A 15,702-nucleotide genomic window follows, 5' to 3' on the forward strand; every position below is an offset into this window, starting at 1 on the left:
GTGCCGGCTGGATTCCCCTCTCTGGCACCAAATTAGCTTGATTTCAAGCCGTTTCCCAGCGTTATTGGGAAGAAAATGGGCAGAGACTCTGCAACAGTCTCTGCCCATTTTTTTCCCGCCAGCCGACAAGTACTCGCGGGCACCTTCATCGTCGCATGGGCATCATCAGCTTGGCTGCCGTTCGATGGCTGAGCCTCACTCTCCTCTGAAGAACTCGAGAGCCGCCGAAAAACTACACTAGAAGCTACACAGAAGAAAGCCTGCGCAATGCAGGCTTTCTTGTTGCGGGCGCAGCGCACCTTCTCCGCGCCTTTGACGCGTTCACTGTGCATGACGACGGAGGCTCGCGGTTGCACTTTACGATCGTAGAGATGCGTCACCGGAGCCGTTCTAGGCAAAGCCTCGCGCAATGCTTATAGACGATACAGAGTCTCGAGATGCCAGACGAGGCAAGCTTACAGGGCACATTTATCACAAGATGTTACACTCACCCCAATAGTAAATATTCATTCAGGGGGCAAAGTGATTAAAAAGGTATCAACAGAATATTTCAAAATATCTGCAAAAAATATCCATTTGGATTCCGATAATCCACGACACGACTATAAAAGTCGTGAAAGTGAAATTATCAGAGCGCTTTGCAACGATAAGCTGGTCGCTTTGGCCAAAGATATTGCAGAAATGGAATCTTTAAGCCCTCTAGAAATCATAGGAGTTGTCCCCTCCGAAGATACCAAAGGTCACTATATTGCACTTGAGGGCAATAGAAGAACTTGCGCACTCCTACTGCTTGCTGATCCAGGCCGCGCCCCTGACACTGCGTTCAAGGAACGATTTGAAAGGATTGCAAAATCAAGGAATGTCCCAAAAGAATTAAACACTTATATATTTTCTGATCGCAAAGCAGCTCAGCCTTGGCTAGACAGAAGACATATGGGAACTCAAGATGGCGTAGGAACTGATGGATGGGATGCTGAAGCAAAAGCTCGACGTGCTAGCAAAGATAACGCCGAAAAATCAACAGCCCACGCGAATATATTGGCACTTGCTGTAGTTGATCGTTTGATTGGGATAGGGCGAATTGATGACCAGCAGAAAAAACAAATAAAAATCACAACTCTGGCACGATATTTAAACAGCAAGAGTCGCCAAACAATTATTGGAATCGGCGGACTGAGCAACAACAATCATTTAATCTACACTCATAACCCATATATTATCGATGGAATTTTAGAAAAATTCTCTCTAGATAGTATTCCAACGAGCAAGAATGAACGTGCCATCGTTCACTCCCGCGCCGATGCAAGAGAGTGCTTGAACTATCTACTGGATATAGCAAGGAATAAATTCCCTCCAGAGACCAAGTTATCACAGCCGATAGAAATTCTATCCAACACACCCACATCCGCTCCACCCAATCCAAAACCATCTTCAATTGGTGGATCTTCGAATTATAGCACTTCAAATTCGAACAACACTGGCGCAACCAATTCATTCGGACCCCAATTAAATCAGGAAGAACAAAAAAACCCATATAATACCGACTATGCTCAACAGCACGCAACGGCACTGAGCACGGCGTTAATGAGTAATGGATCAGATGAAACGACTGTAATCGATCCGGCACCAAGTACAGAAAACGAAGACTCAGACCTGTTTAACGCTTTTACTGCGGATCCTGAAAGCCAGCCAACTGTCTCTTCTGCAAATGAGACCTATGGAGGCACATCATCTGTACGAAGCGTAAAGGACAGGTCCGAAAGAAATAAAGTCTTAGAGTCTAGATTTCTCGTCAAAATTGACGACAAGATTTTAATTAAACTAAGAAAAGAAATGCTCATCACCGAAACGGACGAGCATGAATTCGCGGCAAACTATCTCTTGCGTGCATTTGTAGAAAGAATATTGGTCCTCTATTACCGGCGAACCAATTCGACAAGAAAATATGGAAACGACTTGGAGCTTGTACAAAGATGCGCACAGGATTCGAAAGCAGCTGAAGCCCCACGAAATGTTCAAGATATTTTGAACCAAGCCTCAACAAATTCTCATGTAGCCCACAGTCTCTATACGCTTGGCACCGGCATTCACGGCGGAACAATTCCAAACAAGCGCCAACTTAACGGTGTGTTTGACACTTGGGAGCCGGCGCTCCGTTACATGCTAGATGCTATTCCTGTAAGCACCTCACCGATTCCATAAAAGATGCTGGCCAGCTGAGCCAGCCTTTGCTATGGTACTGAACAATGCCTGTTACCTACTCTCCTCTTCGTTACCCAGGTGGTAAGACCCAGTTAACGCCCTTCGTCCTCGATTTACTCCGAGCCAATGGGCTACTGCGTGGCGTCTACGCTGAACCTTTTGCCGGTGGAGCTGGTATTGCTTGGCGATTGCTACTGAACGGCGATGCAGCCGAAGTCTGGCTCAACGACATCGATCCAGCTATCTACGCTTTCTGGTACGCCGTCGTGCATGAACCGGATCCACTGTGTGAGCGCATCATCAAAACAGAAATCACCATGACAGAGTGGGAGCGGCAGCGCATCGTTCTGAAAGATAGCAACTCCAACACACAAGACTTGGCTTTTGCCACTTTATTTTTAAATCGCACCAACCGCTCAGGGATTATAAAAGGAGGAGTTATTGGTGGAAAAGCGCAGAATGGAAACTACAAGCTTGACTGTCGATTTAATCGAGAAGATTTAATTAGAAAAATTCAGCGCATTCATGTTTATCGCGACGCAATCAAGTTAACTCGACTAGATGCAGAAAATTGCCTTCAAGAGTGGGATAAAACCTTACCAAAAAAATCATTGATAAATATTGACCCCCCTTATTATGCACAGGGGCGAGATTTATATCTTAGCTTTTATCACCCTGAAGACCATACGCGTTTAGCGAAACTTATTCGCTCCTTAAACTGCAAGTGGATGCTAACATACGATGACACACCTGAAATTGAAAAACTATACAAAGGCTTACCCTCTTATCGAAAGGGGCTAACTTACTACGCTCAAGTCAAAAGAAAAGCCTCCGAATTTCTCGTCCTATCAAAAAAACTCATTGCCCCCGCAGAACTTTTACACAGCAGCAGCACATCATTGAAACAAAATTTTGAATTGTTCTCGCCTGAAATTTTTCTTGGAGCTCAAGAAAATATCAACCAAGAATTAGTATCCGAGCTTTCTTAATATTCAAATAGTTTTCTGTGCCCACGGCACACAGCCGTGTATTTGCAAGCCAACTCACGGGGGACCGCCTCTCAAACGCGGCGCGGATCTCTTCAACCACACGCTCGCACTCCATCGTGCGTTGCCCGGGCGCATAGCTGTGCCAACCGTCAACAAGCTGCATGCACCGTCGTGCCAACTCTTCTTTCAAATCTTCACCCGCTCCACGCCATGGCACACGGCAGCCAGCTCTTCGCGCTGTACATCGATGGGATGGTGGTGGCGATGATTAGCGGCCTCACCTCAGTCGTTCAGCGCATGCCTATCTAGCTGCAGCTGCCCCTGCAACACCCTCACTTGGGCGTCTCGGATCTCGACCAAGCCGATAAGCTCTCCAACCACGCCCGCACCCTCAGCAACACGGACGGCGAGCCGCTGGTGTCGATCTGCGAGATCTCGCGCGGGAGCGGCGACTAGGGCGCTAAATGTTACGAGTGACAGCGGCCCAGATATCAGCTGATATGGCCTCATCGCCCCAAGAGATCACCTCAAAGCCAAGCGATCCGCCCAGCACTGAACGCTTGCAAAAGCGCCTTATTACGCCACTTCGCGCCACACGCTCAAATATTTAGCGCACAGCGTAAACGAGGTTTTTTACCATCATTTTCGGGTTACTCACTAGCGGCGTGTATCCATTCCTTGCATACCATGAAATAAGCATATCCAGGCTAACGGTACGATCAAAAGGATGAGGTTCCAGGGCGATGCTAAAACAGCGAAGCTCCATGGCGACCTCTTCCGCATACATAAGCAATTTACGACCTATTCCCTTTTCACGAAATTCAGAAAGTACATATATTTCATGGATTTTGCTTTCCATTTTATTTTGATAAAAATCAAATGAGAGCAACCCAACCTCAGCCCCATTGTATTTAGCAATATATTCTGTTGACCATCCACCGTGTGCTCTTTGGGCTATATCGCGAAGAATCTCATCCGAGATAACTTCAAAGCCCTCAATTTTTTCAATTATGAGCATTCATCCTCCAACAAGGCTACGCCTAATGCTTGAATAGCAATATCGAAAACGTTCACAACTATAGTAACGATTGCATTAGCTTGCCAGACTGTTTCCCCGCCGACGCGCTCAGCACTCCAGCGATCTTAACGACCCGAAGGCACGCGTCCCACCAATGCCCCATCTGCAGCTAACTGCCCCTTTAGAGCTATCACTTGAGCGTCTCGACGCTTGACCAGGTCGACAAACTCTCCAACCACTCCCGCGCCCTCTGCAACACGGGCTGCGAGTCGTTCGTGTTGATCTGCGAGATCTCGCGCGGCAGCGGCGTCACCGGCAAGCTGGGCGTGGCGGGTGGCGGCAGCGCGGATGTCGTGCTGCAGGCCTGCAATGCGGCCAGCATCAGCGGCACGGGCAGCCTCAAGATCGCGAAGCGCTTGGGTAAAGTCATGGGTGTTGTCCTGTTGGGCGCCTGCATGTTCGAGCAGCGCGCCGGCTTTCTTCGTTATTTCGGCCTGGGCCAGTTGGGCCTGGGCGGCGACATGCGTGGCCAGTGATTGCTTGGCCTGAGCCTCCGCAACTTCGGCGCTGGCCAGGCGCAGGGTCTGCCAAAGCAGCAGGCAGGCCAGCATCAGGGCCAGCAGCTGCCAGGCGTAGGCTTTGATGCGGGCGATCATTGCCACACCCCCGACCGCATCTGCACAGACAAGCGCTGCGCACGCGCCGGAGTCTGTGTGGCCCACTTGCTGTTCAACATCCCAGCTGCGGCACCTGCGTAGTCGCCGGCCTTCACCATCGCCAGCGTGTTCTGGAAACCCAGCAGGCCGTCGACACCCATCTGGAACGCCATATTCAGCATGACGCCGAAGCGGGCCGGGTCAAGGCCCTCCATCCACGGCGCGCGGCGCAGCAGCTCGGCCTGGCGTTTGTCGATGTCGTTGTTCAGCAAGTAGGCCGATTCCTCTGGCGTGATGCCGCCGCCTTTGCGCTTGTCGATCAGCCGGCCAACACCAATCGTCCAGTAGCCCAGATGGTCCTGGTATGCGCTCAGCACCTCGTCCTCGTCGCGGCGCAGTTGCTTTGTGAGTTCGTTCTTCATAAATCTTCCTTCCTGCGCATCGGGTGACCAACTTGGCCATACCAGCGCACAACGTTGAGTGCCAGGCCTGCCAGCACGCAGCCGGCAAGAATCACCGCCCCCACCGTGGGCCAGGAGCCCCACAGCAAGGGCTGCAGGCCACTGGCCAGCGCTCCGCCCAGCAGCAGCGTGTAGCGCGCCCGAGAGAGCCGGAACCGCCGGCAGATTTCAGAGTTGAGCCGGCAGATGCAGGCCCAGGCTATGCCGCTGCAGATGATCAGATTGACCATGGCCATCAACTGGTTGGTTTGCCACGTCATGTCGAACCTCCATCGCCGCCGGCGCGGCGCTCAAAAAACCGCAGCCACCGCAGGAAAAGCCAGCGGCCAACCCCGGGCCAGTCATCGCCCACGCCGCCCACGATCAGCGCGATAGGCGCCAGCAGCCAGGCGTGGTCATCGCCTCCCATCCAACTGCCTGCGAGCCGGGCCAGGCCCACGGTCACGATGACGGCCGTGGCATTGAGCCGCAGGAAGTACCAGGCCGCCGACAACCGCGCTGCGGGGTCGCGCCGGCCCAAGGCCCAGCCTGCGCCCACTGTGCAGCTAATGATGATCACGGCGTAGGGGCCGATGACGCCGGCCAGCGCCGGGCCGAACAGCACGCCGGCCAGCGCGATGGCCACGGAAACGGGATCAAGTTGATTTGTGCCCATGCTCACCTTTCTTGAGGCGTAAAAAACCCGCCGGAGCGGGCTGGTTGCTCTTCTAAGAGTGAGCAATACGATGGCCGACGTAGTTCCCCCAGAGATCATTTCCGAGCACGTTCAAGTGCGAGCCGTCGTAGCTGTACTTCATGAATTGCTTGCGCTCCAACCCCGCCTCGTCTTGCGCGTCAATGAACCTGATGGAGTAGAACTTTGCGAGTGCAGCAAGCGCAGCGCGAATCACAGTCATGTCGTAAGCTGTGTTGTGCGGAGGAGAGACCAAATAAATCAACGTATTTGCGTTGCGGTATTTGATGTACTCGATCACAAGCCCAACGTTTCCGTAAAAAGTATTCGGGAAAAGTGCCCAGTACTGATCCGGCGTCGAAACCAAAGGCCCACCAGCAGGAGTGAAAGGAACGTCTTGCAAAGATTTTGCAGGGATGTCGACCAACGACCCTATCGCGCCTCCGTTTATGTCGTTTGTCCCTATCATGATCGTCACGCCAGCAACCCCCGTGTAGTCAGGGTTCGTTGCTGGCCCGCCGACTTCTTGGCGATTCAGCTGGTCCGTAGCCAGAGCCACAAGGCGCCCGGTTCGTGCGCCGGAACTTCCATAGTTCGTGGAGATGCATTGCACGACGTTTTGAACGTACTTCACGTAGCCGCCTTCTGTGCCTTCCGTGATCGAGTCTCCGAAGTGATAAAACTTCTTTCCGACAAAGCGCGTACCGGACGCAGTCCTACGCATGAGGTTGGCTATTTTTGAGCGCGCCGTGCGATCCTTGATGAGCCTTGCGCCGACCTTGGGCAAGGCCGCTGAGTAAGCAAGCGGGATGACAGGCACGGTGGACCCGATCTGCACAATCATCGTCGCGGTGTGATCGTCTCCGCCGACCTTCGCGTTTATGAATGCGTGCGTGATACCCTGCCCGGTCGGCACGATAAATGTCTTTACGGACGGATTCAAGGTATCAGAGTAAAGCACCTTGGCAGCCGGTCCAAGCGAATTTGCTTGGCGTATTCCGTTTGCATAAATTCCATATCGCCAATTTCCAGAGGTCATTACAGGACCGAAGTGCACCGCGTACATCTTCCCCTCTTCCACAGGAATGACGGCCACGCGCCATGCCTGTGCAGCGCTAGAGGCTCCCAGAACATAATTACTTGTTACGTATTGATCCGCCAGATTGTTGATCGCGTTGTAAAGATTTTCATCCCCTTCCTCCGTCTGAAAATCTTTGCGAATACCAATATCAAAGATCGGCAACTCATTGACGCGGCCTACTTCAGGCTCGAAAGCCGACCTTCCGCTATAAACCATTCCGCGCGCAACAAACCAATCAATCGATGCCGCATTGAACCTGACGTTCACGACGATATATTTTGCGCCTACGGGAACTACCTCTGCGAGGTAGAAATCGCCGTTGTTATTTTTTATTGCAGCAGAATTCGCGCCGCTTATCCTTGTGCCTGCAGAAGGTGGCAGCGCCGAAAAGAATGCTGCGCGAAATTCCCCAACATAGAGATTTGCGGTGTTATTGAGAACAATAGAAGCGCCGGCTTCTACTCGGATTGCAATGCTGTTGTACGCTGCATTTGGGTCCCAGTTGGCAAGCCCATTAAGCCCGCCAATCATCACAGGCGCCGCCGGGTTGACCAAGTTGTAAGCGCCATCCACGCCAGTGATAGAGCTCTGGTAGCGCTTCTGCTCCACCGCCGCACCTGCGCTGTTCAGGTAGAGAATGAGGTATTCAGAAGAATCGGATGATGGCACGCTGAAATATCGGTTGGCGTCACCCGCGCCGCTGGTCGCGGCAAGCCCTGCCGCAGTCGTGGCGTATACCTTTCCATTTACCGCCGCAGCATCGCGGGCAGCTTCTGCCTGTGTTTTTGCCGTCTCGGCTTGAGCCTTCGCAGCCTGAGCCAAGGCTTTCGCCGAGGATGCAGCCTCCGCACTCCCTGCCGCTGCATCTGCATTGGCCTGGGCATTGGGGTATTCGGCCTCCAGAGCGGCAATGGTGCGTCGCGCACGCCCGAACCGGTCGGTGTAGCTGGACTCCTCGCCGTTCAGCAACTGATCAATTCTTTCAGCATTGAAAAGCAAATCTGTGGCGGCTTGGCTAGGAACGGGGTTAGCGGTCGGGGTCGTCATGCATCGGCTCCATAGATTCGGCTGTCATATGCGGCCAATGCTAGGGAGACCTTGCCCGAAGATTCCGGCTTGATCGAGGTGACGGTGTACAGGCCGGCAGACTCGACTTCGGCGCTGGTCAACCCCACGGCGAACGCGTAGCGGCTGCCGAGTTGACGGTCTGCACTGGCAATGTAGATGCCGGCCGGGACGCTTGCGAGCTGGATTCCTGATCCGGCTGGATAGCACTGGACAGGAGCCCCCAGGTGCGCACCGTTGGCGCCCGTGAAGAGGATGCGCCCCTCTGTCTCGCCCTTCCAGTCCACCGGCTCACTGGTCGCGATCAAGTTGCCATCGATGGACATGACCTCGCCCGCCTGCAGCCCGTCGTCACCGGCAAAGTCGTTGGGGTCAATCCAGCGCACCAAGGAGCCCAGGCCGAGCGAGCCGCCATCGCTCAGTGCGGTGTCACTGACACTGACCCGCTGGTACAGCAGTCGTCTCGCCTCGAGCTGGGCGCGATTGACGGCCTGCGCCGCTGTGGCGCAAGCGGACAGCTTGATCTTTTTGGGATTTGCGCTCTGCCCCCCGATCACGGCGCCCGACGCAATGTCGAGCCGGATATAGGACTTCTTCGACTGCGAGGCCTCATCCACGTACTCGAGTTCGACCCCGTCATTTGAGGCCGGGAGGTGGGCGGCGTAGCTGATCGCTGAATCGCCGGTGCTGGCCAGGTTGCGGTAATCCAGCTGCAGTTCTGGATAGGCCCGCGCTTGGTCGCGCGTCACGGTCCATTTCTGCCCGTCGCGCCACAGCACGCAGCGCGCCGAATCGGCAGCCAGCTGCATACGCTCGCCCAAACTCATGTCGGCATCGTCCAGGCTGGCATCGAATCGCAACAGATCCGAGGCTTCGCCAAACTCTGCATTGATGGCCGCAAGCTTTTCGACATCAAGCTGCGCGATGTCGCTGCCTGCAATAGTCCAAATGTGAGCCATGGCTCGCGCGAAATTACGTGATGCGCCCAAGGTGTCAGTGGTCAGCGTGCGGACGTGGCGATGCCAACGCAGATTGAACTTTCTATCACTGAACCCGGTTGCCTCGGCCGTGGCCTTGGTGGTCACGCGGATCACGGTTACCCCAGGCAACACCTTTGCGCCGTAATGCCGCACGGCGTAGAGCTCCTCGAGCTTAGCCACATCAGAGCCGCCCTCACCGATCTGCGCAGTCAATCGGGTGAATTGCACGCGGTAGCGACCATGGCCGGCGCTAGGCGTCACCTGTGTGGTGTAGAACCGCTGATCGTAGGTGTCGGCGCTGTAGGTGTCGTTCTGGCTCTGCCGGGTCCCGGGGATTTCAGCCCCTGCTCCATCGATTTTCCACCACTCGGCCCGGATAGCGACAGCGCCCTTGAGGCCGCGCAGAAACACCGCGTTCCAGCGGATTCTGTCGCCATCCACCGGAAGCGTGTAGGGGCCATTGGCTGTTTGCGTGGCGCCATTTGGAGTGATCGTGAATGAGATTCCAGGCTCGGCATCGCCTTCCAGCCATTCAGTGGACCCAAAAGTGAAGGTGGCATTTCCTGCAGCCACCGCATAGCTCTGGACCGTGCAAATTTGATTGAACAGAACCGCCTCGTGAGAGATATCGCTGTACTCGAACTTCACGAGAGCAGTCCCGCCTGGGGCCAGGCCCTTGAGCTGATCAAGCAGCGGCCCATCCGGCAATGTGATGGTGAAGGTGGTTTCCCCGGTGACTGCAGCAAACGATCCCACCATCACGATGGCCGGATATGGAACGGAGTAGCCCAACTCCTGCCCGTTCACTTCGTCGCTGGCAAATGTCTCCAGCACATCAGCAAGTGTCGTAGTGCTGAACTCCGGGTAACCGCCAGAAGCGGCCGGGGCGAACACCTCGTAGCTCGCGCCGTCGATGTCACCGATCGGCGTTTCGGCGTAATTGACGCTGGTGATGTCGCCGATGCCGCGGCTGATGCACAGCCATTCGGTCACGTACTTGATGTTGTCGATGTACTCGACCGTCGACGGCTGGATCAAGTCCGGCCAGACGCGGCGGTAGCCGTAGACATCCGGGATGGCCTGGTAGGCGCGCGCCCTGTTGGTCTGGGCCGTGAGGCTGTTGTTTGGGCTGTCCTTACCGGCGCCAGAGACATCTGGCGGCTTCGGCATCGTCGCGATGACAATGACGGCAGCAGCAACTGCGGCCGCAGCCAGCCAGTACATAGCTGCGGCCGGTATTGCCACGCCAGGACAGCGCACAACGGTCACGAAGTCGGCGATTGATGGCAGCGCATCCATGCGCGGTTCTGTGAGTGGGTCAATCTCCAGGCCGTTGACCAGCACTTTGCAATCCACTCCGCTTTCCAGATGCTGGGCTATGTTGTCCTGCAGGGATTTGCTGAAATCCCATGCGTAGCGATGCAAGCCAAGGGTTCCGGTCGGGTCATTGAGAATTGTCAGCATGGCTCGTATAGGTAAAAACGAATGACTCCGTAGATCTGCTGCATCGCACGAAGGCGGGAAACGCGCACGCTGCCAGGGCGATCTTCACTGCCGTCGGCGTGCAGCAACTCAGACTCAGAAAGCAGAACGCCGCAATGCGCAGGTGCGCTGTCATGCCACGCCATAAAGCAAGTCACGCCAGCGCATGGCTCGCACTCCCGCCAGCCTCGGGATGCAGCAAACCCGGCAACGATGTCGGAATGAGGCATCTCCTCCAGCTCGATGCCAAGAACATGGCGGAAATAGAGCATCACAAGCCCGTAGCAGTTCATGGCACCCCAGTCGGCGCGACGCGGCGCCCAGGGCGCGCCCACCACCTTGCTGGTGAATTGCTGAGGGGTCAGTAGCGCGCTCATAGGATCTCGAGCCCTGTGAACGTGGCAGGGTCATAAATCAATCCGCTGGATTTCAGCATGGGGTTGTCCACGGTCGCGGACACCTGGACCGCCTCGGCATTGAAGGTGACCCCCCCCTGCTCTGCGATGTAAAGCAGCCACGAGACGGCAGGAATCGTCAGGTCGTAAAGGTAGACGTCATAACGAACCACGATGGGCGCACGCGAGCCGGCATCGCGAACCAGCTTGAGTTGTCGCTTGAACTCGCGGCCTACAACTGCGCGCGGGAACGCCAGCGTCAGCTTCGCCGTAGCGTCGCCGGCTTGGTCGGGCGGTTTGATGGTCATGGGCACAGGTTGGTGCACATGACCACCCAAAGTGACAGGCTCGAACTGGTCGGCAACCAGGCGAATCGGAGCATCGAATGCTGGGTGCTCGAAGACGATCGCCTGATACTGGGGAAGCGGGGATTTCACGGCCCAGAAGGTCTCTTTGTCCACGTCAAGCCTCCGGCATGGCCACATTGACCGTCTGGTCCAACAGCTCAGCCCACAACTGCCAATCCGGCAGGCCAACAATCAAATCTGCAGCGTCGATGTAGCCTTGCGGGATCACCTGCGCCCGCGCCATGAGCTTGACCTTGTAGGTGTAGCAGCCGCCCTCCTCGACCGCATCGGCCAAGCCGTCGGGCAGGAAGCGGCAGACATGCTCCAGAAGCCCGAACTCCGTACGGATCGGCATCATGAATTCAAGCAGGCCGCGATTGATCTTCTGGATGAACCAGAGCTGAAACGCGACCGCCTGATCTGGCCGAAAGCGAAATTCACCATCCCAGAACACCGGCGCTGGCCCGCCCGTGCCTTGTGCGTAGCCGTAACCACGGCGCGGCTCGGCAACAGTGAAGTTCGCCGGCTGGCTGCGGCTTTTCGAAGCCCGCAGTAGCAGCGGCAGAGTTGATGGGTAGGCTGGCGTGGACATCTCCCTTGATGCTAGGGAGGGCGACCCATGACGTAGACTGACGCCAGAACACAATCACTTACGAGGGATGCATGAAGATCATTGCAGTTATCGCGCTTGCTGCGGCACTTGCTGGGTGCGCCGCCGGCGGCGTAAAGGTCACGGATGGTCAACTGGCCAGTTTCAAGACTGGCGAGACAACCAAGGCCCAGGTGATTGCCGCCATTGGTGCGCCCAATATGCAAATGCGCCTTGCCGACGGGACATCTATGGTGATTTACAGCCACTACGAGGCGAAGGTAAGGCCGGAGACCTTCATCCCATTTGTAGGCGGATTCGTGGGCGGATCGGACTCAACGTCAACGACGGCTACGCTGCGGTTTGACGCGAGCGACAAGCTGCTTGACACAAGCAGCTCAAGCAGCGCGTTTGGCTCTGGCATGGGCTTGTCTGCCGGGAAAATTGAACCCGCCACGCTGGATCAGCCGCGCAAGTAGCGATCACCCTAGCGCGCTCCGCACGTTGGTTGACCCGCGCAGCGCGCTCCACACCTTGCCTTCTTTGTTGGCGATCTGACTGGCCACCTGGGCTACGGCGATATCGACCGTTCTCGCGCTCTGGTTCACCCCTGTAGTCGTCCCGGGCGGGGCGTTGTACACATTGATGACCCACGGTTGTTCACCGCCGCCACCGCCCACTTTGTCAGCCGCCGTCACCTGTCCGGACTTCGTGGGCAGCATGTATTGCTGGCCGTTGGAGCCGGTGAACATCTCGGGCGCGCCTGTTTCGTTGACGCGGTACATGCCGCCGCTGGACACCGGTCCGCCGTACTGGCGAGCACCAGCCAGAGGGGCTGTCGCGATGGCTGGGGCACCGAGACCCGTCGCAAGCGCGCCAGCTGCCGCTGCGGCCGCGGGCGCCAAAGCTGGCCCGATGATCGGAATAGCAGCAGTCGCGGCAAAGGCATTCTGAGCGGCCATGGCGCTCATGCCAGCCACCTGGGCGCTGACACTTGCAGCGTAAACGGCCCCGTTTGCAGCCGCCCTCGCCTTGTCTGCTGCAGCCAGTGTATTGCCCAGAAGCGCATTTTTAATCTGTTGGACGCCGATTTGCATCAGAGCGCCAACAGCCTCATTCAGCACAACGCCGGCCAGGTTGCGCATGGCGTCTTGCGCTGTCGCGGTGCCCTGGATAAGTCCCATGATCGAGGAAGTGGCGGTGCTGGACAGGCTGTTCAGCGAGTCAATCAGGAACGCCTGAGCCTCTCCCTGGGAGCGGAACGATTGCTCGGCAAGAGCGCGCCGCTGCAACTCGTATTCAGTCGCTATCTGCGTGCGCGTCTGCTGGCCTTGCTCGGTCGCATCAACACCTGCCTGAGCCATCATCTGCTCATATTGCGTCACCAATTCCAGCTTGGCTTGGTATTCCTGGCGCAGTGCATCAACTGGGTTGACCGCCTTTGTCAGCCCGGCTGCGTAATCGACAGCTTCTTTCTCCCGCTGCTTTCGCTTGTCGAGCGCTGCTTTCGCCTTCTTGGCATCATCATCTCGCAGCTTGTCGAAGGCTTTCCCAGTCTTCACCATCAACGCCAACGTGTCGTCCTCGGCCGCCTGCTTGGTGAGCTTCACGGCCTCGGCATACGTGGCCTCACTGATCTTCTTCTCATCCAGAAGCTTCTTATGGCGGCGCAGATTTTCGGTCTCGGTTTCATTGATGATGCCGATCTCTGACGCCTGGGCCTTGCGCAGACTGGACAGGTAGCTCGCATCATCGAAACGCTCGTCTGCCGTCTTTTTGGGAGCCCCCTTCTTGTCCGGCATGATCTTCTGCCGAATGCGCTGCTCCATGTCTGGCGTGAATTCTGGGCCGAGCGCCTTCTTCCATTTCTCGATTTCTGCATTCACGCGCTCAAGATCGGATGCGTACTTGACGGCAAATTCTGCGGCCTTTGACTTCTGCCCCAGGCTGGTTATCTCCCCTGTCAACTGGCGGTTGGTTGCCAGGGCAGCAGAAATGTCCCGGTACTGCCCCTCAAGCTCAATCAACTGGATCTGGTCTGCCCCAGTCAGCGCACTCCCTTTTTTCTTGAGCGCATTGATTTCCGTGAGCGTGGATGCCAGCTTTTCCTCATTCTTTCCGCCGCTCTTGGCTGCCTCGACATTCCCGGCCTTTGCCAGGGCCAGGCGCTCGCGCAGCTTGGCGTTCTGCCTGTCCAGGCTGGCAATGATCTCGCGCCCGCTGGCCTCCACTTCGCCCGCCGCCTTGGCGCTTTCATCCTTTGCCGAATTACCCCACATCATCCACGCAGTGACACCAAGCCCAAGCAACGTGGTGATCAGACCGATCGGCCCGCCCATTGCTGTCAGCGCTCTACTAGCGACCGTCGAGGCCGCGCCCGAGGCGCCCAGGGCGGCGGCATTGGCTGTCTGAGCGGCGGTATTAGCTGCTGTCGCAGCGGTAAGGGCCGTGGTGACGGCGGCTTGTTGCGCCCCCAGCACTGCCAGCTCACGCAATATCGCGGCACGGGAGGCCTGGGCCGCGGCCGTTGTCATCTCGGCTTCGCGCAGCATGGCAAGCGCAAAGCTTTGAGCGCCGGCGGCACGCGAGGCTGCAGCCTGTGCAGCAGCCTGGGCGAGCGTCTGATTTGTCGCCGCCAACTTGGCGACCAGCTCCTGACGGGAAAGAGCGATCATGGCCTGAGTCAGGGTCATGTTTTCCAGCTTGGCAGCCGACTCGGCCAGGGCTGCGGCAGCTGCTGCCTGAGATGCAGCTATGGCCGCCCGCTGTGCGGCCACGCCTTCAATCATCGCAACGGTGTTTGCTGTGGCCGCAGTCCCGGCGGCCAGCAGCACGCCGGCCAACTTGGTCGCCGCGAAGCCGATGGCTGCGGCAGCGATCAAATCGAGGTTGTTCGCCAATATGCCAATTGCATCAGCTGTGAGCTTGGCCGAGCCGCTGGCGGTCGTTTGCTGGCCGATGAACAGCATCAACTCATTGCTGAGCTGCTGGAACGCGCCACTGATCGTCTGGATCTCCTTCGCCTCTTGCTCGAGGTCCTGCAGCGCCTTGGGCAAAGCGTTGGCAAGCACGTCGCTTGTCAGCTTGCCCTGCTCGGCCATGCCGCGTAGCTGACCGATCGGCACGCCCATGCCATCCGCCAGGGCCTTCATCAAGCGCGGTGCGGCTTCGCTGACGGCATTGAATTCCTCGCCGCGCAGCACTCCACTGGCAAAGGCCTGGGACAGCTGCAGCGTTGCGCTGGCTGACTCGGCGGCTCCGGCGCCGCTTACCTTCAGGGCCAGCGCCACAGTGCGCGTGATCGCCGCGACTTGCGCCTGTGAAGTGCCCAGCTCTTTGGTGGCATTGGTGATGCGGGCGTACAAAGTGGCAACGCCGGAAATATCGGTCTGCGCCTCTTTGGCGATACGCCGGACATCAGCCTGCGCTACCGCCAGCTCCCGGGTGGATTCCGTCGCCAGCTTGAGCTGGGCGTTCATTTTCGTGAAGGCGTCAGACTGGCGGATCAGGTACAGCGCAGCGGCGTAGGCGCCAATGGCGCTGGCTACAGCGGTCAGCTTGGCGCCGAATGCATCAAGACTGCCTGTCGTGTTCTTCAGTTCCCGGTCGACCTTGCGCTGACCGTCGATCATCTGCGCCGTGTCCAGCGTCACGGCATAGTAAATTTCCCCGATTTTTTCGGCCACAGCATGATCTCCAAGATGATTGGAGTCATGCTAGGGAGCCTCAGCGGTTCACACGCAGTTGCGCTTCACTTCACTCAC

At 56.8% G+C, this 15,702-nt stretch carries 14 protein-coding genes; 4 read left to right on the plus strand and 10 right to left on the minus strand.

Annotation, left to right across the window (positions count from 1 at the left end; genetic code table 11):
* Positions 1 to 522 precede the first annotated feature (522 nt).
* On the plus strand, positions 523 to 2,202 hold the full coding sequence (locus N0K08_RS17295; protein WP_261501648.1) for a hypothetical protein: 1,680 nt from the start codon (positions 523 to 525) through the stop codon (positions 2,200 to 2,202).
* A 44-nt stretch (positions 2,203 to 2,246) separates the two neighbouring features.
* Positions 2,247 to 3,191 (plus strand): DNA adenine methylase, encoded by a 945-nt coding sequence (locus N0K08_RS17300; protein ID WP_261501649.1) that lies wholly within the window; start codon positions 2,247 to 2,249, stop codon positions 3,189 to 3,191.
* Positions 3,192 to 3,798: 607 nt separating this feature from the next.
* Here N0K08_RS17300 and N0K08_RS17305 read toward each other — a convergent pair.
* Positions 3,799 to 4,209 (minus strand): GNAT family N-acetyltransferase, encoded by a 411-nt coding sequence (locus tag N0K08_RS17305; RefSeq protein WP_261501650.1) that lies wholly within the window; start codon positions 4,207 to 4,209, stop codon positions 3,799 to 3,801.
* 194 nt (positions 4,210 to 4,403) lie between these two features.
* On the opposite strand from N0K08_RS17305, the gene N0K08_RS17310 reads away from it, so the two are divergent.
* The gene (locus N0K08_RS17310; RefSeq protein WP_261501651.1) at positions 4,404 to 4,745 is read left to right on the plus strand and encodes a hypothetical protein; all 342 of its coding nucleotides are present in this window, start codon (positions 4,404 to 4,406) and stop codon (positions 4,743 to 4,745) included.
* Between the two features lie 116 nt (positions 4,746 to 4,861).
* Here the strand turns inward: N0K08_RS17310 and N0K08_RS17315 are convergent, their stop codons facing one another.
* Genes N0K08_RS17315 through N0K08_RS17350 form a run of 8 tightly spaced genes read right to left on the minus strand, consistent with a single transcriptional unit; the run spans position 4,862 to position 11,941 of the window.
* Positions 4,862 to 5,287 (minus strand): glycoside hydrolase family protein, encoded by a 426-nt coding sequence (locus tag N0K08_RS17315; RefSeq protein WP_261501652.1) that lies wholly within the window; start codon positions 5,285 to 5,287, stop codon positions 4,862 to 4,864.
* On the minus strand, positions 5,284 to 5,586 hold the full coding sequence (locus N0K08_RS17320; RefSeq protein ID WP_261501653.1) for a hypothetical protein: 303 nt from the start codon (positions 5,584 to 5,586) through the stop codon (positions 5,284 to 5,286). Before N0K08_RS17320 ends, N0K08_RS17315 begins: the two co-directional genes overlap by 4 nt.
* A complete protein-coding gene (locus N0K08_RS17325; protein ID WP_261501654.1) occupies positions 5,583 to 5,981 on the minus strand; it encodes a hypothetical protein in 399 nt (132 codons plus the stop codon). Before N0K08_RS17325 ends, N0K08_RS17320 begins: the two co-directional genes overlap by 4 nt.
* A 52-nt stretch (positions 5,982 to 6,033) precedes the next feature.
* A complete protein-coding gene (locus tag N0K08_RS17330) occupies positions 6,034 to 8,127 on the minus strand; it encodes an SGNH/GDSL hydrolase family protein (RefSeq protein ID WP_261501655.1) in 2,094 nt (697 codons plus the stop codon).
* A complete protein-coding gene (locus N0K08_RS17335; protein ID WP_261501656.1) occupies positions 8,124 to 10,589 on the minus strand; it encodes a phage tail protein in 2,466 nt (821 codons plus the stop codon). The genes N0K08_RS17330 and N0K08_RS17335 overlap by 4 nt, the downstream gene beginning before the upstream one ends.
* Positions 10,583 to 10,984 carry an NlpC/P60 family protein gene (locus N0K08_RS17340; protein WP_261501657.1) on the minus strand — a complete coding sequence of 134 codons (402 nt, stop codon included), beginning with the start codon at positions 10,982 to 10,984 and terminating at the stop codon, positions 10,583 to 10,585. The genes N0K08_RS17335 and N0K08_RS17340 overlap by 7 nt, the downstream gene beginning before the upstream one ends.
* Positions 10,981 to 11,463, minus strand: coding sequence for a DUF1833 domain-containing protein (locus N0K08_RS17345; protein ID WP_261501658.1), 483 nt, complete (start codon positions 11,461 to 11,463; stop codon positions 10,981 to 10,983). The genes N0K08_RS17340 and N0K08_RS17345 overlap by 4 nt, the downstream gene beginning before the upstream one ends.
* 1 nt (position 11,464) lies before the next feature.
* On the minus strand, positions 11,465 to 11,941 hold the full coding sequence (locus tag N0K08_RS17350) for a hypothetical protein (protein ID WP_261501659.1): 477 nt from the start codon (positions 11,939 to 11,941) through the stop codon (positions 11,465 to 11,467).
* A 71-nt stretch (positions 11,942 to 12,012) separates the two neighbouring features.
* On the opposite strand from N0K08_RS17350, the gene N0K08_RS17355 reads away from it, so the two are divergent.
* Positions 12,013 to 12,417 carry a hypothetical protein gene (locus tag N0K08_RS17355; RefSeq protein WP_261501660.1) on the plus strand — a complete coding sequence of 135 codons (405 nt, stop codon included), beginning with the start codon at positions 12,013 to 12,015 and terminating at the stop codon, positions 12,415 to 12,417.
* Between the two features lie 3 nt (positions 12,418 to 12,420).
* Here the strand turns inward: N0K08_RS17355 and N0K08_RS17360 are convergent, their stop codons facing one another.
* Positions 12,421 to 15,624, minus strand: coding sequence for a tape measure protein (locus tag N0K08_RS17360; protein WP_261501661.1), 3,204 nt, complete (start codon positions 15,622 to 15,624; stop codon positions 12,421 to 12,423).
* Positions 15,625 to 15,702 lie beyond the last annotated feature (78 nt).

The organism is Acidovorax bellezanensis (assembly GCF_025421555.1).
In the GTDB taxonomy this organism is placed as follows: domain Bacteria; phylum Pseudomonadota; class Gammaproteobacteria; order Burkholderiales; family Burkholderiaceae_C; genus Comamonas; species Comamonas bellezanensis.